The sequence below is a fragment of the Segatella oulorum F0390 genome (assembly GCF_000224615.1).
In the GTDB taxonomy this organism is placed as follows: Bacteria; Bacteroidota; Bacteroidia; order Bacteroidales; family Bacteroidaceae; genus Prevotella; species Prevotella oulorum.
The window spans coordinates 1,351,466-1,375,043 of sequence record NZ_JH114215.1 but is presented as its reverse complement, the minus strand read 5'-3'; the positions used below and the strand labels follow the sequence as shown (position 1 = coordinate 1,375,043).

Below are 23,578 nucleotides of genomic sequence, written 5' to 3'. Positions count from 1 at the left end.
CAAGACGGTTAGAGTGCGTGGTTGTGCACTAAGTTGCGCCCGGCATCAATGCGTAGGAAGATGAAAAGCAAGAAGGTGAAGCCCCATAACGACGAACCCCCATAGCTAAAGAAGGGCAGGGGAATGCCGATGACGGGCGTTAAGCCTAACACCATGCCCACATTGATAAACACATGGAAGAGGAAAATGCTCAGCACGCAATAGCCATAGATGCGTCCAAAGCCAAAAGGTTGTCGCTCGGCTAAGTGGATAAGCCGCAAAATGAGCAGCAAAAAGAGTATCAACACACCGGCCGAACCGAAGAAACCTTCTTCTTCGCCCACAGTGCAAAAGATGAAATCGGTGTCTTGTTCGGGCACAAACTTCAACTTGGTTTGTGTGCCATTCAAAAAGCCTTTACCCTGAAGACCACCCGACCCAATGGCAATCTCGCTCTGATGCACATTGTAACCGGCGCCATTCAGGTCTTCGTCTAAGCCTAAGAGCACATTGATGCGCACGCGTTGGTGGGGCTCAAGCACGTGGTTGAGCACATAGTCGGCCGAATAAAAGAAGGTGAGTGAGCCAAGAGCAAAGGCCGCAATGAAGAGATAGTTGTTGAGACGTGTGCGCAACCAGGCGTAAAGCAGATAGCCCACCATGACCAGTGCGAGGCTGAGTTGCACCCAGACAATATCGAAATGGATGACATAATTCGAGCATAAAAGGAACAGTGAGGTGACGCCTAAGCTCGCACTTAACATGAGCCACATCGCTTTTTTCTGCCGACAATACACCCTCACCATGATGGATGAGAAGATTTGTACCAATAAAAGTACAATGAAAACTCCCATCGAAGTTGGTGTTTGAAATAGCGTCACATGTTCGAATTTGATGCCCACCACAAAATAAATCACCATGGCCACGCCGGTGAACAGGATGCTGCCGGGCATGCCTTCGCGGTAGAACATCAGGAAGAACGAGAGATAGACCAAGGCCGACCCCGTTTCTTTTTGGGCTATGATGAAGAGCATCGGGAGCAGAACTACTCCGCAGGCCGCCGCAAAATCTTTCCATCGTTGGATGTTAAAGTTATATCCGCCCATGAGTTTTGCTATGGCTAAGGCCGTGGCAAACTTTGCAAATTCGGCAGGTTGCAAGCGCAAAGGGCCTAAAACGAGCCACGAACGCGAGCCTTTTATCTCGTGTGGATTGAAAATGGTGAGGAAAAGGAGGAGCAGAAGCGCTGCATAGATGACGTAGGCAAAGGTGTCATAGAAGCGATCATCCAGCAAAAGCAGCACCAAGCCTAAGAATAAAGAGGTGCCTATCCACACAATCTGCATGCCCGAACGGGTGGAAAGGCTGAAAATATCGGTGTCGCCATAGGTGTAGCTGGCACCACAAACGCTCACCCATCCGAAGATGAGTAGCGCAATATAGATGGCGACTGTCCACCAATCGATGGCGCGTAACACACTGGTTTGTCTATCTGTTGTGCGAACCATAAGCTATTCTGCGATGTTGTAAAGCATCGGCCATACGTTGAGCCGATGGAGATAATTTCCCCGTTAGATATTGTTCGAAAAGCACTCCGGCAATGGGCACGGCAAAATCGGCACCAAAGCCACCATTTTCCACATACACGGCAATGGCTATCTTGGGTTGATTCATGGGAGCAAAGCCCATGAAAACGGAGTGGTCTTGTCCTCTGTTCTGTGCGGTTCCCGTTTTTCCGCAAATGTCAAAGGGAAGGTGTCCCAAGGCTTTGCAGGTGCCCCGGAGTGCCGAAGAGCGCATGCCAGCCACCACAGTTTGATAGGCTCGTGGCTTAGCCATGGTGACATGACGGCGCGTGTAGAGGGTGTCTAAAGGCAAACCTTGCACCTTTCTCACCACATGGGGCACGTAGAAATAGCCGCGATTGGCAATGGTTGCGCCAAGGTTGGCAATCTGTAGGGGGGTGAGATTGACTTCTCCTTGGCCAATGGAGATGCTGATAACGGTCAATCCGTTCCAAGAATTGTGATAAGCACGGTCGTAAAACGAGGCATTGGGGATGAGACCGCGCTTCTCTCCCGGCAGGTCGACGCCCAATTTGTAGCCAAATCCCATGCTGACCATGTAGTCGCGCCAGCGATTCATCGCTGCATCTACGTTGGGATATTTGCGCCGATTGCCCATCATGTAGTAGAGTCCCCAGCAGAAATAGGCGTTACACGACGTGCTGATGGCCTCGATTAAGTTTAAAGGTGAGGCATGTCCGTGGCAACCTACGTGCAGACCGCGATAATAAAAACCGTGGTGACAGGTGAACATTGTGGTGGGATGGATGATGCCTTCGCTGAGATAGGTGAGTGCCTGCGTGGTTTTGAAGGTCGACCCTGGCGGATATTGTCCCATGATAGAGCGGTTGAGCAGCGGCTTCCACACGTTGCGTGAGAGGGCAAGATGGGCTTTACTGCGATTTCTTCCGACTAACGTTCTCGGGTCATAGGTGGGTGATGAAGCCATAGCCAACACCTCTCCGGTAGAAGGTTCGATGGCAACAATGCTGCCAATCTTTCCTTCTAAGAGTCTTTCGGCTAAGGCTTGCAACGGAATATCAAGGCTTAGTGTGAGGTTTTTCCCGGCAACAGGCTGATGATCGAGCTTGCCATTTTGATAGCTTCCTTGCACTCTTCCGTGTGCATCGCGCAGCATAATCTTAATACCTTTTTCGCCTCTGAGCTCCTTTTCATAATAACGTTCAACACCAAGTTTGCCGATATAATCGCCCGGCTGATAGTAATTATCTTCTTCTATGTTAGATGGCGAGACCTCACCCACATCACCTAAGACGTGAGCGGCATAGGGATAGGTGTATTGTCGCACACTTCTTCGTTGCACGTAGAAGCCCGGAAAGCGAAACATCTTCTCGCGGAAGACGCTAAATTCTTTATCGGAGAGTTGGGGAATGAAGAGCTGTTCGGTGAACCGACTGTAGCCGGGATTTTTGTTTCTATCCTTAATATCATCCATACGCTTGATGAAATAGGCTTTTGTTATGCCTAAGGTGTTGCAAAAATCCAAGGTGTCAAGGCGGTTCTTCGCTTCGTTCATGACCACCATAATGTCATAGGAAGGTTGGTTATAGACCATCAACTTCCCGTTTCTGTCGTAGATGGCACCACGCGCGGGATAGTCTATTTTCTTCAAGAAGGCGTTACTATCGGCGTTTTTCTTAAAGTCATCACTTAACAACTGAATCGTGAAAAGGCGGATGATATAGATGAACACAATGGTTAAGGCTATACCACCAATGACGAAACGACGATTATCTAAATTGAAATCCTTCACAAATGCGAGCTAAACCTAAATGAAATTAAAAGTTGAATATGCTTTTTGAGGGGTGTTGTGGGGATGAGATGCGGCGGTCATCGCGATCGAAATCCTTCGATGATGATGATGAAAAGCGATGTGAGTGCCATGCTTCCGCCCACATTTTTAAGCCATTGTTGCCAATTAAAGAAATTGAAACTTTCGAGAGAGAAGAAGCATAGACAGTAAATGAGCACCATGAAAAGGGTGTAATAAATGAAGCGTGCGGTGCCTAAGGCTTCTATTGAGGGGATAAATTCGTCGGTGTTATCGCGTTGAACAAACAGCAATAATAACTTGGGTTGAATGAGACCGAGCAACGTGAGCGAGGCCATGGTGACGCCAGGCGTGTTAGAAAAGATGTCGATGAAGGCGCCCATTACGAAGCTAAACAGCAAAGCTAAGCTGCGAGAAAGGCCACGTGGATAGCGCAACACTGCGTAGATATAGAGCAGAGGGGTAGCGAAGTTGAACAGATGAATGTGATTAAACACTAACACCTGGCCTAACATCAGCATGAAAAAGACGGCTATCTCTCTTACAACGTGTAGATTCATACGCAAAATTTTCTAACAATAGTCATTGTTTCTCTCCACCATTTTTTACCCGCATCGAGTCTTCTGCCGCACGGAGAATGTCTATTTGTTCGGCAAAAGCACTGTTATCTACAACGAAAACATCACGGAGGGTGCCAAAGTTTGTCGATAGTTGGAGTTGCAAACGATAGGACATTTGGTCGGGAGAATTATATACATGCAAGATTTTTCCTACGGGAATACCAGCTGGGAACACAGAAGAATAGCCGCTGGTAACGACGTTTTCGTAGAGTCTGAAGTGGGCATGGCGTGGAATATCATCGACAAAGGCTCGACAAATATCACCACCTGTCCAATGCAGATAGCCAAAATAGCCCCGGTTTTCAATCACACAACTGATGCTGGATTGTGAACTTAGTACGGGAATAACCACAGAATAGTGATTGGAAGTGAGGTAAACAATGCCCACAACTCCTGTGCCACAAACGACGCCCATGTCGCGTTTTACACCGTCGCGTGCACCTTTATCAATGGTTAAAAGGTTGTCCCGTTTGTTCAATGAGGCATGAACAATCTTCGCAGGGATAAGCTTGTAGGGGGATAAATGTTGCAGCAATGCACTTGCATGTGCCAGTGAATCGGCGATAGAATCCTCTTTTTGTGCATTCAACAGCTGCAGTCTGTGTGCCAAATAGAGGTTCTCTTTTGTCAATTCTTCATTGATTGTTTCTAATTGGAAATAGGACTTTACCTTGGCACTTTGCTCATAAACCTTCCCCGAGACGGCGTTTGCAGAGGTAAACCAAACACTGCCTTGGTAACTGTTGAATTGAAATAGCAACACAAAACTAATGGCTTCTAATACTAAAAATAGAAACCAATAGCTATATTTCGCAAGAAAGTTTAAGAGGTTGTGCATGTATATCCTTCATAAAGCAACAAGTGTTAGCAGTCAAATCGAAAGAAACTGCCAACACCTGCCTTATCAGTTAACGCATCAAGAATGAGAAGCGTTCCACATTTTTTAAGGCAATTCCTGCACCTCTTGCCACACTATGCAAGGGATCGTCGGCGATGTGGAATGGAATATTGATCTTGTCTGTCAAACGTTTGTCTAAACCTCGCAACAAAGCTCCACCACCAGTGAGATAGATTCCATTGCGAACAATGTCGGCATAGAGCTCGGGTGGTGTATTCTCTAATGCCGAAAGCACAGCATTTTCAATCTTCGAAATGGTCTTATCTAAGCAATGTGCAATCTCTTGATAGCACACAGGAACCTCCATTGGCAATGCCGTTATGCGATTAGGACCATGCACAACGAAGTCTTCTGGGCCTTCTTCGCCTAAATCTGTCAAGGCAGATCCAACGTGAATCTTAATACGTTCGGCCATTCTTTCGCTCACTTTTACATTGTGTTGACGGCTCATATACTCCTGAATGTCGGCAGTTAGGTCATCGCCTGCTGTGCGAATGGAGTTGTTACTCACGATACCTCCCAAAGAAATCACAGCAATCTCGGTGCTACCACCGCCAATATCAACAATCATATTGCCCTCGGGTGCTTCGACATCAATACCGATACCGATAGCTGCAGCCATGGGTTCGAAGATTAAGTACACGTCACGTCCGTTGGCATGTTCAGCGCTATCGCGAACCGCACGCAACTCAACTTCGGTAGAACCCGATGGTACTCCGATTACCATTCGTAATGAAGGCGACCATAAACGACGCCCGGAATGTACCATTCTAATGAGCCCTCGCATCATTTGTTCACATGCAGTGAAGTCGGCGATGACACCATTTCGCAAAGGTCTTATGGTGCGAATGTTGTCGTGAGTCTTCTCATACATCATCTTAGCTTGAGACCCTACGGCAATCATTTTGTCTGTACGACGATCAAGAGCAACGACAGATGGCTCGTCAACCACAATCTTATCATCACTCGTAATGATGGTGTTGGCGGTGCCAAGATCCATTGCTATTTCTTGGATAAAAGAAAAAAATCCCATATAATATGCTTAATTATTTTACAAACCATTGATGAATAGCGGTGTCATAATGACTGCTAACGGCAAATGCACGCGCTGCAAATTCGCGACGTTCTTCGATTGTTGTCTCTGCACCCTGTTGCTGAAGCAAGTGTAAAAGCATCGAATATTCGGCCTTACTGGGCACAATAACAATATCTTTATAGTTCTTTGCAGCTGCACGAATCAAAGAAATACCACCAATATCAATCTTCTCAATGATGTCTGTTTCGCTTGCTCCTGATGCCACTGTCTGCTCAAAGGGGTACAAATCCACCACCACTAAGTCGATGGCTGGTATCTCATACTGTGCCATTTGTGCTTGATCTTCAGCCAAATCTCTGCGACCTAAGATGCCGCCGAATATCTTTGGATGCAGCGTTTTCACGCGACCTCCCAAGATAGATGGATAACTTGTGATGCTTTCTACCGTTTCACAAGCATAGCCTAACGACTCAATAAACTGCTGAGTGCCGCCTGTTGAGAGAAATTTCACACCCTCTTCATGCAATTTAGCCAACAATTCTTCTAAGCCATCTTTATGAAAGACCGATATCAATGCTGTTTTTATTTTTCTTGTTTCAGCCATTCTTCTGTTCAAAAAAGTTCACATATTCGCTCGCAAAGGTACTAAAATAAGCTGACAGACATTCGGAATAAACTAAAAAATTGTGTTTTATTTAGCTGCTTCTCGGTCTTCTTCAACTTTTTTAGCAACCTCAAGAAGTTTGATGGCATCCACATATTGTGCCATGCCTTGTGCCACATCTTTGGCCGCTTTCATGGCCAATACCACCGTTTGTGGGCGATGTACTACATCACCTCCGGCGAAAACACCACGCCGAGTGGTCATTCCCATGGGACGATCCACCACCTTTATATAACCGTTTTCGTCCACTTCTATGCCTGCTGTGGAGCGAACGATGCGGTTGGCCGGCTTGCTTCCGATGGCTAAAAACACACGGTCGAAGGGTGCCTCATGTTCATCTGTCGGTGTTTTGAGCTTGCATGCTGCCAAACGGCCATTCGAACCTGCAATGAATTCGGTGACCGTTGTTTGCCATTCAAACTTCACTCCTTCGGCAACCGCTTGCTCGTACTCTGCCTTTATGGCCGGCATTTCGGCTTCCGTGCGCCGATAAAGCACCGTAACTTCTGCGCCTAAGCGGATAGCAGTGCGTGCAGTGTCCATCGCAACATTACCACCTCCGATGACAGCTACGCGCTCTCCCTGCCTAAGGGGTACGGCATTGCGGCTGATAGCACCCTCGTTAAAGCTGTTCACATTGTGTAAAAAGTAGGTGCTTTGGCTCACACCACGCAGCGTTGCACCAGGCGTTGTGTCCATATTTTGCGGTACAGCCGTTCCCGTTCCAATGAAGATGGCATCAAATCCCTGCTCAAAAAGGCTGTCAATGGTGTTGTCTCCCTCGCCCATGAGCGTGTTACATTTAAAGTTTACGCCCAAAGCTGCAATCTTTTCTATCTCGGCTCGTACCACTTTCTTGGGCAAACGATATTCAGGAATGCCATACATTAGCACACCTCCCGGCTCATTCTGCCCTTCAAAAATCGTAACATTAAAACCAATTCGTGCCAAATCGCCCGCCACAGTGAGCCCCGCTGGCCCCGAACCAATCACAGCTATCTTGCCACGGCTCTTTTGTGGCAGTGGTTCTCGCGTGAGATTCATCTCCGTATCGAAGTCAGCTATGAACTGTTCTATCTTGCCTATTTGGATAGGTTCATTCTTTTTGTTGAGCACACAATGCCCTTGACATTGCTTTTCGTGTGGACAAACACGTCCACAGATGGCCGGAAGATTGCTCTTTTCGTTGATAATCCGCATGGCGTCCCCCACATTTCCCATGGTCAAGGCATGGATAAATTGCGGAATATCATTCTCAATAGGGCAACCTTTTCTGCATGAAGGCACCTTACATTGCAAGCATTTCTTAGCCTCAGCCACTGCTTCTCTCAGGGTAAATCCCTCGTCTACCACTTGGAATGTGTTTTTTCCTTCTGCTGTCATTGTATAATGTTGTTCAAATTTACTGTGGTAAAGGATGGAAAAGTCGCAACCTTTCTACCTCCATTGCCACAGGAGCATGCTATGATACATAAAAAGCGAGGGGATGACACCCCTCGCTTTCTGCGCCATGCAGTGTCTTTTGTGACGCTTAGCCCAAATATTTCATTAAGATTTTTGCATAACCGCTGTCGCGAAGTTTTGCAATACTCTTCTCTCTAATCTGTCGAACGCGCTCACGAGTGAGGCCCAGTTGGTCGCCAATCTCTTCCAAACCTTTCTCATGACAGCTGATACCAAAGCATTCACGGATAATGGTTATCTCGCGATCTTTAAGCACTTTGCGCAAGACCGAGTCCAATTCCAAAGCCATCGACTCGTGGTCTACCTGACGATCCGTGCGGCTATCTTCGCCACCAGCCATCACATCAACCATGCTATTGTCCTCACCTTCTTGGAAAGGCGCATCAATACTCACATGATGACTGTCGGCCATGAGGCTTTGGTCAATCTTCTCTTCGTCAATTTTTGTAGCATTTGATAGCTCTGTCAATGAGGGCTTGCGCTGATTTTCTTGTTCAAACCGGTTGATTTCGCGATTGATTTTATTCAGCGAACCCACCTGATTCAGAGGTAAACGCACAATACGGCTCTGTTCAGCAATCGCTTGAAGGATGCTTTGGCGTATCCACCAAACGGCATACGAGATGAATTTAAAGCCGCGTGTCTCATCAAATTTCTCGGCAGCTTTCACCAATCCAATGTTACCTTCGTCGATAAGGTCGGTCAATGACAGCCCCTGATGCTGATATTGTTTTGCAACTGACACCACAAAACGCAGATTAGCCGTCACCAATTTCTCCTTAGCCCGCTCACCTTCGCGTCCACCTTTTTTAATTTTCTGTGCTAATTCTATCTCTTCATCAATAGAAATCAAAGGCGCACGTCCAATCTCTACAAGGTATTTATCCAACGCTTCACTCGAACGGTTCGTAATACTTTTCTGAATTTTTAGCTGTCTCATTATGCTTGTTCCTATATCTTAAGTCTTGAAAAACAATCTTTTGCCCCTGTGGTATGTTGCAAAATGCGTGCAAAGGTACACATTATTATTATAAAGTGCAATTATTTTGTGTGTAAATTGAGTATTTTTAACATAAAAACAAATCTATTAAAGCTCGAAGAAAATCGATAGTGTGCAAGTTGTTTTCCTGTTTCTTTCGACCCTTTTGTGTGATTAAATTTTATTGAACCTTTTTTTATAACGCACGAATATAATTTTTATTATCTTTGCACGAAATCTTTTTTGAACGCAGGAGTAGCTTCTTTTGGCATACGGCATCATGCTACTTTTACAAAAACATTTATGCAAATGATTCAATTAAGACGGCCTTTTTTGGTGGCGATCATTCTGTTTCAATTATCAATGTTGGTAATTGGACACGGAATAGATGGTGGGACGACCGACACACAGCTTACCGATTCCTTAAAAGCAACCCTGTTGCCACAGCATGCTTTTAAGACTATTCCCCCTGGAAATTATAGTGGTTTGGCCTATTTGGGCAACGATTTATATGCCGTTGTGAGCGATAAAGGCGGACGTGCAGGCTTCTACATCTTTCATATTGTGCTCAATACGCGTGGCGAAATCATACAGATTGACAATCGGGGCTTTACAGAACTCCCTGGGAACAATCAAGATGAGGAGGCGATTGCTTATGACTCTGCGCGCCATCATATTTATATTGGTAACGAAGCCTCTGCAGAAATTATCGATTATGACTGTGAAAGCCGAATGGTGGTGCGCAAGACCATGGTCGAAGACTACCGCAAGCATGCGCCTGTCAATCGCGGAATCGAAAGTCTCACCTATGATGGCGCGCGCCAAAAGCTCTTCACCATCAGCGAATCACCGCTCATCATTGATAATGGTTTGCTGTTGCGACTGAAACAATTCGATTTGCATCTTGATGAAGAGAAGCAATATCCCTATTTGATTGATGAGCCTTTGGAGGATCTTTCTAAGCCCGACCAGCGCCATGCTTATGGCGTTTCCGAATTGACAGCCCTCTCGGATGGTACCTTGTTGGTGTTAGAACGCGAAGTGTATATTCGTCCTTTGTATCTCAATAGCTGGGTGATGAATAAGCTGTTCCGCATCAAACCGGGCAATCCCCAAAAGCAGTTTGTTGTGGGATGGCGCACATGGCTGCGGTTGGGTGATATGGATTTTGCCGATTATGAAGGCATGTGTGAAGGCCCTTTACTGCCCGATGGCCGCCGAGTGATAGTGCTTTGTGCTGATAGTCAAAACCAGGCTAAGGGCGTTTTGAAAGACTATTTCAGAACGATTGTGGTCGAACCCTATCAAAAGAAGTAGTTCGTGTATGATGAATTTTCTGATAAACTTTGTTCAAAATAAACTATGATGCCGTTCATTGATATGTTGCTTTTGGCCGTTGCTGTGGCGATGGACTGCTTCACCATGGCCATAGCCAGTGGCATTATCATTAAGAAATTTCAGTGGCGTACCGCACTTTCCATGGCTTTCTTTTTTGGATTGTTCCAAATGGCGATGCCCCTTTTGGGTTGGTTTGCCATCAACTCGTTTGCCCATTATGTCGAAGCCTTCGACCATTGGATTGCTTTCGGGCTGTTAGCTTTCTTGGGTGGGCGCATGATTCGCGATGCCTATTTGCCCGAAGAACAGCGGAAGATGAACCCTTGCGAACTTAAAAATCAACTCATCTTGGGCGTAGCCACCAGCATTGATGCCTTAGCCATTGGCATTTCTTTTGCTTGTATGGGCTATCACCACGTCACAACACTCACGCAACCCTTGCTGCTCATTGGGGGAGTGACCTTCGTTTTAACCCTTTGGGGCATGAAATTGGGCACACGGTTTGGCGCACCTATCGAGCGAAAGCTCAAGCCTGCCTTGTTGGGGGGCGTTATCCTCATTGCTATTGGCATCAAGGTTTTGATCACCCACCTCACAGCTTAAGGCACCGTCGCAACCTACATCCCAATGAGTTTGTTGCAACCTCCCATCAACTCCATTCCGTCTTTCTTTCCCTCTTCTATGTCCTTGTGCTGGTGTTGGTCATCAATTTGGGTTAAAAAGGCAATTTGCGATATGGCGGAAATGTTTCGTTAACCATCGTTTGTGCACCTAAAACCTGCAAATCCTCAATATGGCGCATCAACTTTTCCCTTTCTTCGTGTAGCAAGAGTGCTTCGCGTCGTGCCTTACTTAACCGACAAAACACTTCCTCTTGCTCAATGCCTGCGAAGCGTCTGCCATGTTATTGTTGGATAACGAATCATGATGTTGCAACCTCTGTATACGATTTTAATTTGTGATAACATTGATAGTGTTCCCCCAAAATCGTGATTTTGTCTTATGATAAATGGTGGTGTTGCATCCAACCATGATGTATTTGTTCTGTGATAACTGCTAATGGTGTGCCTTACCCCGTGCTTTTGTCTTATAATAAACGGTGGTGTTGCATTCAACCATGGTATATTTTTTCTGTGATAACCGCTAATGTTGTGCCTTCCCCCCATGATTTTGTCGTATGATAAATGGTGGTGTCGCATTCAACCATCATATATTTGTTCTGTGATAACCGTTGATGGTGTGCCTTCCCCCGTGATTTTGTCTTATGATAAACGGTGATGTTGCATCCAACCATGATATATTTGTTCTGTGATAACTGTTGATGCTGTGCCTTACCCCGTGATTTTGTCTTATAATAAATGGTGGAGTCGCATTCAACCATGATGTATTTGTTCTGTGATAACCGCCAATGGTGTGCCTTTCCCCGTAATTTTGCCTTATGATAAATGGTGATATTGCATTCAACCATCATATATTTGTTCTGTGATAACCGTTGATGGTGTGCTCAACCCCACCGGGGTTGTACTTTCGATAGCCCAGGGTTGCCGACGATAGGAGGCTACCCCGGGTAATAATGAATGAGGGAGGCTACCCCCTTGGGGGTTGTACTCTTTCATTATTCTTTCTCCCAATATAATGTTTCTTCATAATTTTTTATTTGTGCTGATTGTAATAGTGCTGCCAATTCAACACGTATATCCATCCGTTTATGATGTTCTTGTTGGTGAGCGATGTAATCAAACACAACCTCTCTCAACTTTACTGAAACTCCAAATGCACCATATCCCGCTTGCCAATTAAAATGTTTATAATATTCTTTGTCATGATATTTTAAATAATGTGTTGACATTCGTTTTACTTCTTTAATCACTTCAGATACCGTTCGCTGTGGGGATAAAACGAACAACAAATGTTCATGATCGCCAATACCATTTGCAATGAGACACGGACATTGTAGGTTGTGACAAATATTAACAATACATTTGTTGAGAAGTGGTTGGTCATTAGGACGAATAGTTGCCGCATGCGTGCGTTTATGGAACACCGCATGAATAAGTATTTGATGTAGGTTTTGTGCCATTATTTATCGTGTTAGTATGTTGCAAATATAATCAAAATAGTTATTGAATGGTATTATTTCACCATTTTTTCATGTCATTTTTATTCCATTTCTCATTTATCCATTTGGAGTGATGGTGCCATTTACAAAAAGTACAACCCCCAAGGGGGTAGCATCCCTCACACCTTGCTCCCCAGGGTAGCCTCCTATCGTCGGCAACCCCGGGCTATCGAAAGTATAACCCCGGTGGGGTTGAGCACACCATTGGCATTTGCCACGGAGTGAAATCGCGCAGATGGTATACGGTATTGCCATTTACCAATGAGCGAAATGCGTATATTGCCCACCACATTACCATTCATCAACAAACAAATTTGCACGAATTGTCCGCAACATCATAATGCACAACCAAACAATATCATATCTATATCGGCCGACACCCCTATTTGCACAGCACATAACACGAGGATTGCACACAACATCATTACTCATCAATAAATGAAATGGCGCGCATTGCTACGACATCACCCTCCACAATCAAATGAAATCACGTGGATTGTACACAAATTATTATTCGCCAGCATCATAACAAGGTCGCTATCGTAACGCTTGTTAGTCCATCCCCACCGAAAACGTCATCTCTTTTGGTATATAATATGCGCTGAGTTTCAATCTTTTTCTATCTCGGCAAACATGATCAAACAGGTTGGAGGAACGGCGATTCCGCGCGGATTGCGGGTTGAGGAATATGTCTGTGAGAGAGGATTGTGTGGCGGTTGCGACGCATCATGTCTCCCGATGCATACTAAAAGCAACGTAATTAGCAGGGAAAATGATAGAGATTGTTGGATAAAATGGGCGAGATTGCCTTACAAAAGCATTGCTTTTAGTTTGCGAAAGAAAGGGCATGGTGGCAGGATGGCTGAGAAAAAGTGGGGGAGAGGCGGTGGCATGTGGTGCCTGCTCATGGTGTGTAGGGGCAAGAGGGAGTGGGGGGTTGGCAAAGGGCTGATAGGGTTCTGTCTATGGTTCCATAGATTTATTTTTCGATGAAAAACTTGTTGCGCATGGAAATAAGGTCTATCTTTGCAAACATAAACTTAGAAGTACGCAAAGAAAGGAGCGACATTAAACGTAAGACAGCATGAAGAGAATAAACATTTGGGCTTTCACCATCGCCACTTTTGGGCTTATGGCTTGCGCACAAAATAAGTCACAGCCAGCGAAAGCCGCGCAACAAGAACAGAATATTAAACAAGAAAAGGAGAAGAACATGGGTGTACAGAATTTAACAGCCGCATTATTTAAGCAGAATATTATGGACTATGAGAAGCATCCTAATGATTGGGTGTTTCAAGGAGAGCGTCCTGTAGTGATTGATTTCTTTGCCACTTGGTGTGGACCTTGTAAGGCTACCGCGCCCGTTGTGGAGGAGTTGGCTAAGGAATATGCCGGGAAGATTGATTTCTACAAGGTGGATGTTGATCAAGAAGAAGAATTGGCAGCCTTGTTTGGCATACGCAGTATTCCTTCGTTGCTGTTCATTCCGAAAGACGGAAAGCCCCAGATGCAAGTGGGAGCAATGAACAAACAGCAGTTTGAAGAGCAGATAAAGGCGCATTTATTGAAATAAAAGGGCGCGGCGTTGGCGCTGCACGGCAAGCCTTTACATATTATACAAAAACGAAATCGCATCGAGCATTATGCCCGATGCGATTTTTTGATGAGGGAATTTTCAAATTATCCAACCATGGTTTTCAAATCTTCTTCAACCGTGGTGATGCCACCTAAGCCGAAGTTCTCAACCAAAACTTTCAATACACCCGGCGAAACAAACGCAGGAAGCGTGGGCCCGATGTGAATGTTTTTGATGCCAAGATAGAGCAAAGCGAGCAACACGATGACGGCTTTCTGCTCATACCATGCAATGTTGAAGGCGATAGGCAGGTCGTTAATGTCGTTGGCTCCGAAGATTTCTTTCAGCTTCAAAGCCACAACTGCCCATGAATAAGAATCGTTGCACTGCCCTGCGTCGAGCACACGAGGGATGCCATTGATGTCGCCGAGGTGGAGTTTGTTGTATTTAAACTTTGCACATCCGCTCGTAAGGATAACGGTATCCTTCGGAAGTTGTGCGGCAAACTCTTCGTAATAGTTGCGGCTCTTCATGCGACCATCGCAGCCACTCATCACCACAAACTTGCGAATGGCCCCCGATTTCACGGCTTCTACCACCTGATCGGCTAAAGCAAACACCTGTGCATGGGCAAAACCACCCACGATTTCGCCTTGCTCGATGGCTGTTGGTGCCTTGCATTGTTTGGCCAAGGCAATGACTTCAGAGAAATCTTTGCGTCCGTTGGCATCGGCCTGAATATGCTTCCAGCCCGGGAACCCCGCCGAGTTGGTGGTAAACACGCGGTCTTTATAAGAGGCTTTCGGTGTGGGAGGCACAATGCAGTTGGTGGTAAACACGATGGGACCATTGAAGGTTTCGAACTCTTCTTTTTGCTTCCACCATGCGTTGCCATAGTTACCCACGAGGTGTTTGTATTTTTTGAGCTGCGGATAATAGTGTGCGGGCAGCATTTCGCCGTGGGTATAGACGTCCACTCCCGTACCTTCTGTTTGCTCAAGCAGTTGCTCAATGTCCTTCAAGTCGTGGCCACTGATTAAGATACCGGGATTTTTTCCCACGCCAATGTTTACCTTTGTGAGCTCGGGATTGCCATAAGCGCCGGTGTTTGCGGCATCAAGCAGTGCCATAGCATCAACACCAAACTTACCTGTTTCCATCACACAAGCCAACAGTTCGTCGGCCGATGCGTCGGGGTTGGTCACAAGATGCGACGCTTTACACATGAAAGCGATAATCTCTATTTGATGTTTGCCCAAGTGAGCTGCATGCTCATAATAGGCAGCCATGCCCTTTAAGCCCAGCACGGTGAGCTCTTTCAACGAACGAATGTCTTCGTTTTCGGTGCGCAACACGCCCTCGCGCTTCCCTTCTTCGGCATATTCGGCTTTCTCGCCACCCCAAGTTACTTCGTTCCATTGCGGTAACCGGATGTGGAGTTCTTCGGCCTTTTTCAGCAAATCGGCCTTCAACCACAGCCCCGTATCTACGCGTTGCAAGATGGCTGCATCGTCAAAGTTGGCGTTGGTGATGGTTGAAAACAAGGCATCGGGAATGAAATCCTCCACCTTATTATATATGGTGTTATCCACTTTCCCAATTTCATGGGCGATAGTTCCTACGCCACGCACGACGCTGAGCAACAAATCTTGCCACAAATTGGTTTCGGCTTTCTTGCCACAAACACCCTGAACGGTGCATCCTGTACCCTTAGCTGTTTCCTGACATTGGAAACAAAACATTTGATTCTCTGTCATATTATCCTTTAATGTTTTTGTAATATTTGCGTGCAAAGGTAAGGTTTCGACTAAAATTGAAAGGGTAACATTTGTGACATGGAGGGACTTAATGATTGTTAAACCCCAATCGGCCTCATGAGACGGCGCTGTGATAGTGATAAATGTGCCTTGTCAACGGACAAACTGCAAAGTATTCTGCCCTCGATTTTTTTATCTTTTATCGTCGCCGCGCAGCGCGGGAACAATATCTTTGCCGTTTTATCGTCACCGCGCAGCGCGGAAACGATATTTTTGCCTTTTTATCGTCGCCGTGCAGCGCGGAAACGATATTTTTGCCTTTTTATCGTCGCCGTGCAGCGCGGAAACGATATTTTTGCCTTTTTATCGTCGCCGCGCCGCGCGGGAACAATATTTTTGCCATTTTATCGTCACCGCGCGACGCGGGAACGATATTTTGCCGTTTTATCGTCGCCGTGCAGCGTTCCTGCAAATGCATCTGCTACGCCTCTGAAAAGAGGGCAGATTATCCGGCCAAGCGGCAGACAAACGGGGCGTAGGTGCTGACGATGGATTGGGATTAAAGGTGGAAAACTGATGAAAGGGAGACTGCGACAGGGGATGGCATGGCTGGAATAAAAATAAAAAATCAAGGGGATGGTGTCGTCATTTGCTTGAAAAGCGTTACTTTTGCACAACAATCACGCCCAGAGGGTGAGGACCGAGCAGGATAATCGGCAAAAAGTCAGATGGCGAAGGTGCATGACAGGCGCGGTGAACTGTTGGCGTAGCCATCATCAGAACGTGATAACAACAATAAAAACAAGGATTATATAAATTAAAAAGCAAGCTGCAAATGCCGACGGCTGACAGGCAAAAGGCGATGCAGTGTGCAAACATTAAAAAACTTTTAAGAACAATGAAACATTTATTTCTGACAGCAGTGTTGGCTCTTTTGAGCCTTGGTGCTTCGGCACAGAGTAAGACATGGGAAGTGGGTGGCAAGTTGGATTATGCGACAGACGTACCACATTTTGGTATTGGCGCATTCGCACGCTACAACATCGACGGGCACTTCCGCCCCGAAGCCGCCGTGAATTTCTATCCTTCAGACGATCATGTTTCGGGTTGGGACATGAGTCTTAACCTGCATTACATCTTCCACATCACCGATAAGTTTAAGCTTTATCCCCTCGGTGGCCTCTCGGTTGTGGGTTATGCTTTCGATTATGATGGTCCAGACTCTTCATCAAAGACGCGAGCTGGTTTCAATTTGGGTGGCGGTTTGCAATACCATATCACCGATAACATTCACCTGAATGCAGAGTCGTATTATAAATTTACCAGCGATTATGATAGAGCCGTGATTAATGTAGGCATTGCTTACGTCTTTTAATCCGCTTTAGAACATCCTGTTCTATTTATTGTAAATGCAGCATCAATGGCTCTTTTGTGGGGCTTTCGATGCTGTTTTTTTATGCATTGCCTTTGGAAATCTCAGCAAAAGAGCCTGCCAATCTGTGTCAACGAACGGATGTTGGCATCATTTTGCGCAGTGCAAAAAAAAATAGTTTGCCGCCATAACAAGCAACGAAATAATTTGCTATCTTTGTGCCATTATCATAAATCCATTAACAATAACCAAAAAAGAAGGACCTATGAAAATTGGAATTCCTAAAGAGTTGAAGAACAACGAGAGTAGAGTGGGCATGACTCCCGCCGGCGTTTATGAGCTTACGGCGCATGGTCATGAAGTGTTTGTGCAGCAATCAGCAGGCGAGAAGAGTGGATTCCCTGATGAAAGCTATCGTAAAGCCGGTGCGAAGGTGTTGCCAACTATCGAAGAGGTGTATGCCATTGCCGACATGATTGTGAAGGTGAAAGAGCCGGTTGCTGCGGAATATCCGCTCATACGGCAGGGGCAAGTGGTCTTCACTTACTTTCATTTTGCCTGCGAACGTGAACTCACCGAAGCCATGTTGCGCAGCGGTTCGGTTTGCATTGCCTATGAGACGGTGCAAAAGGCCGACCACTCCTTGCCACTTTTAATCCCGATGAGTGAGGTTGCGGGGCGTATGGCCGCATTGAATGGGGCTTATTATTTGCAGACAACCAAAGGCGGCAATGGCAAACTCATCAGCGGTGTGCCGGGCGTTTCGCCTGCACGTGTGTTGGTTTTAGGTGCAGGCACCGTGGGAGAGGCTGCCGCTCGCATGGCTTCGGGCATGGGATGCGAAGTGGTCATCACCGACATTAATTTGCAACGGTTGCACGATTTGAGTATCACGTTGCCCAAGAATGTGCATACGCTCTATTCTTCGGCCTACAATATTCAGCATGAGTTGCCCCACACCGACATTGTCATCGGCTCCGTTTTGGTGCCGGGCGATAAGGCTCCGAAGCTCATTTCGCGTGACATGCTGAAGCTGTTGCAGCCCGGATCGGTGTTGGTTGATGTGGCTATCGATCAAGGAGGCTGCTTTGAAACCTCGCATCCCACAAGCCATTCCGAACCAACGTATATGGTTGACGGCATTCTTCACTATTGTGTGGCCAACATTCCCGGCGCCGTTCCTCACACATCTACCATTGCTTTAACCAACGCTACCTTGCGTTATGTGGTGGCATTGGCCGATAAAGGATGGCGCAAAGCGTGCCAGACGGATGCGGCACTCTATCAAGGTTTGAATATTGTTGAGGGCAAAGTGACGTTTAAAGCGGTGGCCGATGTCTTCAACCTGCCTTATGAAGCCGTTACATTTTGAGGCTATTGAAGCCCCATGGGTGAGCCTTTGAGGCGATAAAGTAAAGTAATTATAGGCTATGTGTTGTGCAAACGCATAGCCTTTTCTCATGCTAAATGCGGGATTATATCGGGATATTCCCTTTTTTTTCGTAACTTTGTAGCGCAAAGTTCTCACCCATAAATAGGCTTTTTGTTAGGGATTATGCGCAAAAGGGTGGGCTTGTGCATGGGAGTTTGCAACACTATTGCATCGCAAGTATGAACGTAATTGACATCATTCAACAGCATAAAGGTCACAATAACTTTTCCTTTGAGGTGCTTCCGCCCTTGAAAGGCTATGGAACGGCAAACCTTTTTGCCACGATTGACCGTCTAAATATGCTCCATCCGCTTTATGTAAACATCACAACCCATCACAGTGAATATGTTTATCGTGCGTTAGAAAATGGGCAATTTGAGCGCAATCGTGTGCGTCGTCGCCCCGGAACGATAGCCATTGCCGCTGCTATTCAAAATAAATACCAACTGCCTGTTGTTCCACATGTCATTTGTAGTGGGGCAACAGCGGAGCAAATCGAGTATGAATTGCTCGATTTGCAGTTCTTAGGCATTGAAAATCTCTTGCTACTTCGGGGCGATAAGGCTAAAGATGACCGTGTGTTTACCCCCGTTCCCGGTGGATATTGCCACACCACCGAACTTATTTCGCAAGTCAATCGCTTCAACAATGGACAGTTTCTTGACGGCACATCGATGAAGTATCCGGGGCATCCTTTTGCTTATGGTGTGGCGGCTTATCCCGAAAAGCATGATGAAGCGCCCAACATAGCGCTTGATCTTCAGTATTTGAAAGCCAAGCAAGAGGCCGGCGCTCAATATGCCGTTACGCAGCTTTTTTATGATAACAGCAAGTTCTTTACGTTCGTAGAGCAGGCTCGTGCACAGGGAATTACCCTCCCTATCATCCCAGGTATTAAGCCCTTCGCAAGGCTTTCGCAGTTCACTGTTGTGCCGAAAACCTTCCATTGTGACCTGCCTGAGGCCTTGGCACATGAGGTGTTGAAATGCAAGACCGATGAAGATGCCAAGCAGTTGGGCATCGCCTGGGGGATAGAACAATGCAAAGAACTCTATGCAGCAGGTGTTTCCAATATTCATTTCTACACGGTTTCGGCTGTAGAGAGCGTTTACGAAATCGCAAAACAACTCGTGTAATATGCAATTTTCGGCAGTCATCGGACAACAAGCCATCATCCATCGGCTATGCAACATGGCGCAACAGCAGCGCATTCCCAACACATTGATGCTGTGTGGTCCTGCGGGTTGTGGCAAAATGGCTGTGGCTTTGGCTTTCGCTTCCTATCTGTTGGGCGAGCGAAACGAGGGCAAGTCTCTGCTTACCGATGAGGCTTCTATCCGCAATGCCGAAGCCATGTTGCATCAATATAGCCATCCCGACCTACATTTTTCATTCCCAGTCATCAAGCCTTCGGGTGCATCTTCCGACCATAAAGCCGTGAGTGATGATTTCATTGGCGAATGGAAAACAATGCTTTCTGCCTCACCTTATTTTACACTTGAGACCTGGTTAACGGCCATGGGAGCCGCTAATCAGCAGGCACTTATTGGCGCAGGCGAGAGCGATGTGTTGGCTAAAAAGCTCCTGTTGAAATCAAGTCAAGGGGGATATAAGGTGAGTATCATTTGGCTTCCCGAACGCATGAATGTGGAATGCGCCAACAAATTGCTGAAATTGTTGGAGGAACCACCCCATCAGACCATCTTTATTTTGGTGTGCGAAGAGCCCGAATTGTTGCTCGACACCATCAAAAGTCGTGCACAGCGCATTGACATGAAGCGCATTAACGATGCCGATATGGCCGCAGCCTTGGTGGAACGGCGTGCGCTTTTGCCCGAGGATGCGCAACGCATTGCGCGCATAGCCAATGGAAATTGGCTTAAAGCCCTTGAGAGTTTAGATGTCAACAGCGAGAATACGCAGTTCCTTGACATGTTTAAAATGCTCATGCGCTTGGCCTATCAGCGCAATGTGAAGGAGCTAAAGCGTTGGAGCGAAATCGTAGCTACCTATGGACGCGAGAAGCAACGCCGCTTGCTGAGCTATTGTTTGCGCATGGTGCGCGAGAACTTTATGTATAACTTTGGCGAGCCTTCATTGTGTTATATGACGCGTGAGGAGGAAGAATTCTCACAAAAGTTCGCCCGATTTATCAACGAAGCAAATGTTATTCCCATTAGCGAGCTGCTGCAAACGGCTCGACAAGATATAGGACAGAATGCCAATGCAAAGATTGTTTTCTTTGAATTGGCCCTCCAAATGATTGTGTTATTGATTAAGAAATAGAAGATAATGGACTTTAAAAATATGAAATTCAAGGTTGCCTCGGGCTGTGATCGTGGTTTATGCCATCGTGGTTGCGGCCGACAAGACCATCAACTCAATAGCTATGACTGGTTGGCTGATGTGCCAGGTAACGATGAAAGCACCGATTTAGTGGAGGTGCAGTTTAAGAATACGCGGAAGGGTTACTACCACAATGTGAGCAAACTTGACCTGAAAAAGGGCGATGTTGTGGCCGTTGAAGCCAGCCCCGGACACGATATTGGCACCGTAACCCTCACGGGGTCGTTGGTGAAATTGCAACTGAAAAAGGCCAATTTAAAATCGTCTGACGAGATTAAGCGCATCTATCGGTTGGCCAAACCCGTGGACATTGAGAAATATAAAGAGGCAAAAGCGCGCGAACACGCCACCATGATTGAAAGCCGACAAATTGCTAAAAAGTTGGGCTTGCAAATGAAAATCGGCGACGTGGAATACCAAGGTGATGGCAACAAAGCCATCTTTTATTATATTGCTGATGAGCGCGTTGACTTTCGACAGCTCATTAAAGATCTTGCATCGGCATTCCATGTGCGCATTGAAATGAAGCAGATTGGTGCGCGACAAGAGGCCGGACGCATTGGAGGTACGGGGCCTTGTGGTCGTGAACTGTGCTGTGCAACGTGGATGAAGAACTTTGTAAGCGTGAGCACCAATGCGGCTCGCTTTCAAGATATTTCGCTCAATCCACAGAAGTTGGCAGGCATGTGTGCCAAGTTGAAGTGTTGTTTGAACTATGAAGTGGACGACTATGTGGAGGCCAGCAAGCGCATGCCGCCGAAAGATGCTGTGTTGCAAACGGCCGATAACGACTACTATCAGTTTAAAACCGATATTTTAGCGGGCGAGATTACCTATTCAACGGATAAGAAGATGGCGGTCAACTTAGAGACCATTAGTGCCGAACGCGCGTTGGCTATCATCGAATTGAACAAGCAAGGCGAGAAACCTTTGTCGCTGATGGGTGATGGATCTGTGGTTGAAACCAAGAAATCAAAGGACTTGTTGGAAGGCGATATTAATCGTTTTGACAAGGCAAAGCGCAAGAAAAATAAACGCAGAGGACAGCGCAATGGTGAGGGACGACCCGGAAAAGGCACTACGCAAAAGGGCGAAACGCCTGCTGTTGCGGCTTCTGTTGATGGCGAATCGCATGCTGAACGACGCGAAAAAATGGCTGATAATGGTGCCCATGCGGGACGTAATCGCTCTTTTCAGCGTGGCGAAAATGCAGCAGACACAGCCGATAGTCCTCAAAAACCTACCGAATCGTGATGCAAAGGTGGTGGATAGGTTGGGCACTCTGTGTCGCGATGCTGTGTGTGGCTTGTTCTGAAAGGCGTGTGTATGACCGCTATCAGCACACCGTGTTGAGTGGATGGGAACGCAATGACTCATTGAAATTCAATGACATTCCGCGTTTTCAGCAGGCTGGTTGTTACACCCTTGATTTGGGTTTGCGGGTCACGGCCAACTATCCTTTCACGACGTTGACCCTTGTTGTCGACCGCATGCTCTATCCTTCCATGGCCATTAGCCGCGACACGGTGACGTGTAGTTTGGTCGATCGGCGTGGCAGACGGCAAGGAACGGGTGGCATTAGCTATTTTCAGTATCAGCAACGGTTGCGTGATGTGCGGGTGAAGGCGGGTGATAGTTTGGTGGTTTATGTGCGCCATTACATGAAACGCGAGATGCTTCCCGGCATCAGCGATGTGGGCATTCTGCTTCAACAACAATAACCCGTTTCTGCCCCGAGCGTGCTTTGAGGAAGAAAGTGTGCTATATTACGTTGCAATATAGCGCAGATTACACACTAAAGTGCACCATTTTGCCTTGCAAAGTGGTGCACTTTACTCGTCTTTTATTTGCTGGTCGGTATCTTGTTTGCCGTTTTCTTTTGACGTAGCCCGCTATGCCTTTAAGAATGTGGCAGCTAATCTGCCCAATCATCAAACAAAGTCCGGACAGGGTCTAATGGCCGATTGGGGGTTAAAGGCATAGCGCCGCGTTGCGATAAGCGGCCAGTTTTTAGCTAAATCATATTAAATATATCGTTTTACGATAAAAATATTATGCAATTTAATATGTTTTCTTTATCTTTGTGGCATCCTATTAATTAACAAATGTGTCGTTTTGAGCAATGAAAATGTGTTGTAATTCAAGAGAGAAGGTGATCAGTATTGTTTGCCGTATGGTACTTATATTTTTGGCAGGATGGTTTTTGCTTTTCCTTTTTCAACTCTTACGTTGGACGAATGCCATTCATATCAATGTTGGTTTAGGCACTCAAATTCGTCCCATAGCATGGTCGTCTGTTCCCAAGGTGCTTACCATACAATGGGTGGAATTAATATGCTATTCGCTTTCTACAATCATCTTAATATCGCTTTCTTCGAAGTTTATGATTAGCTGCCTTGGCAAATTGGATATAAAAAAGATATTCAACCGACAGCATACTAAACTTTTATGGGGCATCACGATTGCTGATTTCTTCTTTGAATTTTTCTCTTTAAATATTGAAATACTTTTTGGTCTGCGGGAGATTCAATTTAGCAGTGGAATGATTATTTCTCCATTATTATTTCTTGTAATGACACTCATGTATGAAGTGGCGGTCAGTGTCACAGAAGAAAATGAACTAACGATATAAGTTGTGTTT

General features: G+C 46.2%; 22 protein-coding genes. 11 read left to right on the top strand and 11 right to left on the bottom strand.

Annotation, left to right across the window (positions count from 1 at the left end):
• Positions 1-8: 8 nt before the first annotated feature.
• The 8 genes from rodA to HMPREF9431_RS05850 all read right to left on the bottom strand — a co-directional run bounded on the left by rodA (position 9) and on the right by HMPREF9431_RS05850 (position 8,958).
• Positions 9-1,487 (bottom strand): rod shape-determining protein RodA, encoded by a 1,479-nt coding sequence (gene rodA / locus HMPREF9431_RS05885; protein WP_004380263.1) that lies wholly within the window; start codon positions 1,485-1,487, stop codon positions 9-11.
• Positions 1,468-3,318 (bottom strand): penicillin-binding protein 2, encoded by a 1,851-nt coding sequence (mrdA, locus tag HMPREF9431_RS05880; protein WP_004380262.1) that lies wholly within the window; start codon positions 3,316-3,318, stop codon positions 1,468-1,470. The genes rodA and mrdA overlap by 20 nt, the downstream gene beginning before the upstream one ends.
• A 77-nt stretch (positions 3,319-3,395) precedes the next feature.
• Positions 3,396-3,896, bottom strand: coding sequence for a rod shape-determining protein MreD (mreD, locus tag HMPREF9431_RS05875; protein ID WP_004380261.1), 501 nt, complete (start codon positions 3,894-3,896; stop codon positions 3,396-3,398).
• 22 nt (positions 3,897-3,918) lie between these two features.
• Positions 3,919-4,794 (bottom strand): rod shape-determining protein MreC, encoded by an 876-nt coding sequence (mreC, locus tag HMPREF9431_RS05870; RefSeq protein ID WP_004380260.1) that lies wholly within the window; start codon positions 4,792-4,794, stop codon positions 3,919-3,921.
• A 70-nt stretch (positions 4,795-4,864) separates the two neighbouring features.
• Positions 4,865-5,887 (bottom strand): rod shape-determining protein, encoded by a 1,023-nt coding sequence (locus HMPREF9431_RS05865; RefSeq protein ID WP_004380259.1) that lies wholly within the window; start codon positions 5,885-5,887, stop codon positions 4,865-4,867.
• Between the two features lie 13 nt (positions 5,888-5,900).
• Positions 5,901-6,494, bottom strand: a complete 594-nt coding sequence (locus tag HMPREF9431_RS05860) for an IMP cyclohydrolase (RefSeq protein ID WP_040560928.1) — start codon at positions 6,492-6,494, stop codon at positions 5,901-5,903.
• 87 nt (positions 6,495-6,581) lie between these two features.
• On the bottom strand, positions 6,582-7,937 hold the full coding sequence (locus HMPREF9431_RS05855) for an NAD(P)-dependent oxidoreductase (protein ID WP_004380257.1): 1,356 nt from the start codon (positions 7,935-7,937) through the stop codon (positions 6,582-6,584).
• A 148-nt stretch (positions 7,938-8,085) separates the two neighbouring features.
• A complete protein-coding gene (locus HMPREF9431_RS05850) occupies positions 8,086-8,958 on the bottom strand; it encodes a sigma-70 family RNA polymerase sigma factor (protein ID WP_004380256.1) in 873 nt (290 codons plus the stop codon).
• A gap of 348 nt (positions 8,959-9,306) precedes the next feature.
• Between HMPREF9431_RS05850 and HMPREF9431_RS05845 the strand changes: the two genes are divergently transcribed.
• Positions 9,307-10,314 carry an esterase-like activity of phytase family protein gene (locus HMPREF9431_RS05845; protein ID WP_231287725.1) on the top strand — a complete coding sequence of 336 codons (1,008 nt, stop codon included), beginning with the start codon at positions 9,307-9,309 and terminating at the stop codon, positions 10,312-10,314.
• Between the two features lie 45 nt (positions 10,315-10,359).
• Positions 10,360-10,938: a manganese efflux pump MntP gene (locus tag HMPREF9431_RS05840; protein WP_004380254.1), complete on the top strand. Its 579-nt coding sequence runs from the start codon at positions 10,360-10,362 to the stop codon at positions 10,936-10,938.
• A gap of 508 nt (positions 10,939-11,446) precedes the next feature.
• Here the strand turns inward: HMPREF9431_RS05840 and HMPREF9431_RS05835 are convergent.
• Together HMPREF9431_RS05835 and HMPREF9431_RS05830 are read right to left on the bottom strand one after the other, a co-directional pair.
• Positions 11,447-11,806: a hypothetical protein gene (locus HMPREF9431_RS05835; RefSeq protein ID WP_040560926.1), complete on the bottom strand. Its 360-nt coding sequence runs from the start codon at positions 11,804-11,806 to the stop codon at positions 11,447-11,449.
• Positions 11,807-11,950: 144 nt separating this feature from the next.
• Positions 11,951-12,415: a transposase gene (locus tag HMPREF9431_RS05830; protein ID WP_004380251.1), complete on the bottom strand. Its 465-nt coding sequence runs from the start codon at positions 12,413-12,415 to the stop codon at positions 11,951-11,953.
• Positions 12,416-13,538: 1,123 nt separating this feature from the next.
• On the opposite strand from HMPREF9431_RS05830, the gene trxA reads away from it, so the two are divergent.
• Positions 13,539-14,027: a thioredoxin gene (gene trxA, locus HMPREF9431_RS05820; protein WP_004380250.1), complete on the top strand. Its 489-nt coding sequence runs from the start codon at positions 13,539-13,541 to the stop codon at positions 14,025-14,027.
• A 107-nt stretch (positions 14,028-14,134) separates the two neighbouring features.
• On the opposite strand, the gene hcp is transcribed toward trxA, so the two are convergent.
• Entirely contained in the window at positions 14,135-15,787 is a 1,653-nt protein-coding gene (gene hcp / locus HMPREF9431_RS05815) for a hydroxylamine reductase (protein WP_004380249.1), read from the bottom strand.
• 143 nt (positions 15,788-15,930) lie between these two features.
• On the opposite strand from hcp, the gene HMPREF9431_RS12910 reads away from it, so the two are divergent.
• From HMPREF9431_RS12910 to HMPREF9431_RS05780, 8 genes are all read left to right on the top strand, one after another.
• On the top strand, positions 15,931-16,326 hold the full coding sequence (locus tag HMPREF9431_RS12910) for a hypothetical protein (protein WP_155812957.1): 396 nt from the start codon (positions 15,931-15,933) through the stop codon (positions 16,324-16,326).
• Positions 16,327-16,685: 359 nt separating this feature from the next.
• The gene (locus HMPREF9431_RS05810; protein WP_040560922.1) at positions 16,686-17,162 is read left to right on the top strand and encodes a porin family protein; all 477 of its coding nucleotides are present in this window, start codon (positions 16,686-16,688) and stop codon (positions 17,160-17,162) included.
• A 262-nt stretch (positions 17,163-17,424) separates the two neighbouring features.
• Entirely contained in the window at positions 17,425-18,531 is a 1,107-nt protein-coding gene (gene ald, locus HMPREF9431_RS05805; protein ID WP_004380246.1) for an alanine dehydrogenase, read from the top strand.
• A 239-nt stretch (positions 18,532-18,770) separates the two neighbouring features.
• Positions 18,771-19,727, top strand: coding sequence for a methylenetetrahydrofolate reductase (locus HMPREF9431_RS05800; protein WP_004380245.1), 957 nt, complete (start codon positions 18,771-18,773; stop codon positions 19,725-19,727).
• Position 19,728: 1 nt separating this feature from the next.
• On the top strand, positions 19,729-20,877 hold the full coding sequence (locus tag HMPREF9431_RS05795; RefSeq protein WP_004380244.1) for a DNA polymerase III subunit: 1,149 nt from the start codon (positions 19,729-19,731) through the stop codon (positions 20,875-20,877).
• A gap of 6 nt (positions 20,878-20,883) precedes the next feature.
• A complete protein-coding gene (locus HMPREF9431_RS05790) occupies positions 20,884-22,191 on the top strand; it encodes a PSP1 domain-containing protein (RefSeq protein WP_050795619.1) in 1,308 nt (435 codons plus the stop codon).
• A complete protein-coding gene (locus HMPREF9431_RS05785) occupies positions 22,191-22,658 on the top strand; it encodes a gliding motility lipoprotein GldH (protein WP_004380242.1) in 468 nt (155 codons plus the stop codon). The genes HMPREF9431_RS05790 and HMPREF9431_RS05785 overlap by 1 nt, the downstream gene beginning before the upstream one ends.
• A 452-nt stretch (positions 22,659-23,110) precedes the next feature.
• Positions 23,111-23,569, top strand: coding sequence for a hypothetical protein (locus tag HMPREF9431_RS05780; protein ID WP_040560919.1), 459 nt, complete (start codon positions 23,111-23,113; stop codon positions 23,567-23,569).
• Positions 23,570-23,578 lie beyond the last annotated feature (9 nt).

What these genes read in the sequence shown, in the direction of transcription:
- rodA (WP_004380263.1), bottom strand. Translation starts at nt 1,487, where the DNA reads ATGGTTCGCACAACAGATAGACAAACCAGTGTGTTACGCGCCATCGAT.
- mreD (WP_004380261.1), bottom strand. Translation starts at nt 3,896, where the DNA reads ATGAATCTACACGTTGTAAGAGAGATAGCCGTCTTTTTCATGCTGATG.
- mreC (WP_004380260.1), bottom strand. Translation starts at nt 4,794, where the DNA reads ATGCACAACCTCTTAAACTTTCTTGCGAAATATAGCTATTGGTTTCTA.
- HMPREF9431_RS05865 (WP_004380259.1), bottom strand. Translation starts at nt 5,887, where the DNA reads ATGGGATTTTTTTCTTTTATCCAAGAAATAGCAATGGATCTTGGCACC.
- HMPREF9431_RS05860 (WP_040560928.1), bottom strand. Translation starts at nt 6,494, where the DNA reads ATGGCTGAAACAAGAAAAATAAAAACAGCATTGATATCGGTCTTTCAT.
- HMPREF9431_RS05855 (WP_004380257.1), bottom strand. Translation starts at nt 7,937, where the DNA reads ATGACAGCAGAAGGAAAAAACACATTCCAAGTGGTAGACGAGGGATTT.
- HMPREF9431_RS05850 (WP_004380256.1), bottom strand. Translation starts at nt 8,958, where the DNA reads ATGAGACAGCTAAAAATTCAGAAAAGTATTACGAACCGTTCGAGTGAA.
- HMPREF9431_RS05845 (WP_231287725.1), top strand. Translation starts at nt 9,307, where the DNA reads ATGATTCAATTAAGACGGCCTTTTTTGGTGGCGATCATTCTGTTTCAA.
- HMPREF9431_RS05840 (WP_004380254.1), top strand. Translation starts at nt 10,360, where the DNA reads ATGATGCCGTTCATTGATATGTTGCTTTTGGCCGTTGCTGTGGCGATG.
- HMPREF9431_RS05835 (WP_040560926.1), bottom strand. Translation starts at nt 11,806, where the DNA reads ATGATGGTTGAATGCAATATCACCATTTATCATAAGGCAAAATTACGG.
- HMPREF9431_RS05830 (WP_004380251.1), bottom strand. Translation starts at nt 12,415, where the DNA reads ATGGCACAAAACCTACATCAAATACTTATTCATGCGGTGTTCCATAAA.
- trxA (WP_004380250.1), top strand. Translation starts at nt 13,539, where the DNA reads ATGAAGAGAATAAACATTTGGGCTTTCACCATCGCCACTTTTGGGCTT.
- hcp (WP_004380249.1), bottom strand. Translation starts at nt 15,787, where the DNA reads ATGACAGAGAATCAAATGTTTTGTTTCCAATGTCAGGAAACAGCTAAG.
- HMPREF9431_RS12910 (WP_155812957.1), top strand. Translation starts at nt 15,931, where the DNA reads ATGTGCCTTGTCAACGGACAAACTGCAAAGTATTCTGCCCTCGATTTT.
- HMPREF9431_RS05810 (WP_040560922.1), top strand. Translation starts at nt 16,686, where the DNA reads ATGAAACATTTATTTCTGACAGCAGTGTTGGCTCTTTTGAGCCTTGGT.
- ald (WP_004380246.1), top strand. Translation starts at nt 17,425, where the DNA reads ATGAAAATTGGAATTCCTAAAGAGTTGAAGAACAACGAGAGTAGAGTG.
- HMPREF9431_RS05800 (WP_004380245.1), top strand. Translation starts at nt 18,771, where the DNA reads ATGAACGTAATTGACATCATTCAACAGCATAAAGGTCACAATAACTTT.
- HMPREF9431_RS05795 (WP_004380244.1), top strand. Translation starts at nt 19,729, where the DNA reads ATGCAATTTTCGGCAGTCATCGGACAACAAGCCATCATCCATCGGCTA.
- HMPREF9431_RS05790 (WP_050795619.1), top strand. Translation starts at nt 20,884, where the DNA reads ATGGACTTTAAAAATATGAAATTCAAGGTTGCCTCGGGCTGTGATCGT.
- HMPREF9431_RS05785 (WP_004380242.1), top strand. Translation starts at nt 22,191, where the DNA reads ATGCAAAGGTGGTGGATAGGTTGGGCACTCTGTGTCGCGATGCTGTGT.
- HMPREF9431_RS05780 (WP_040560919.1), top strand. Translation starts at nt 23,111, where the DNA reads ATGGTACTTATATTTTTGGCAGGATGGTTTTTGCTTTTCCTTTTTCAA.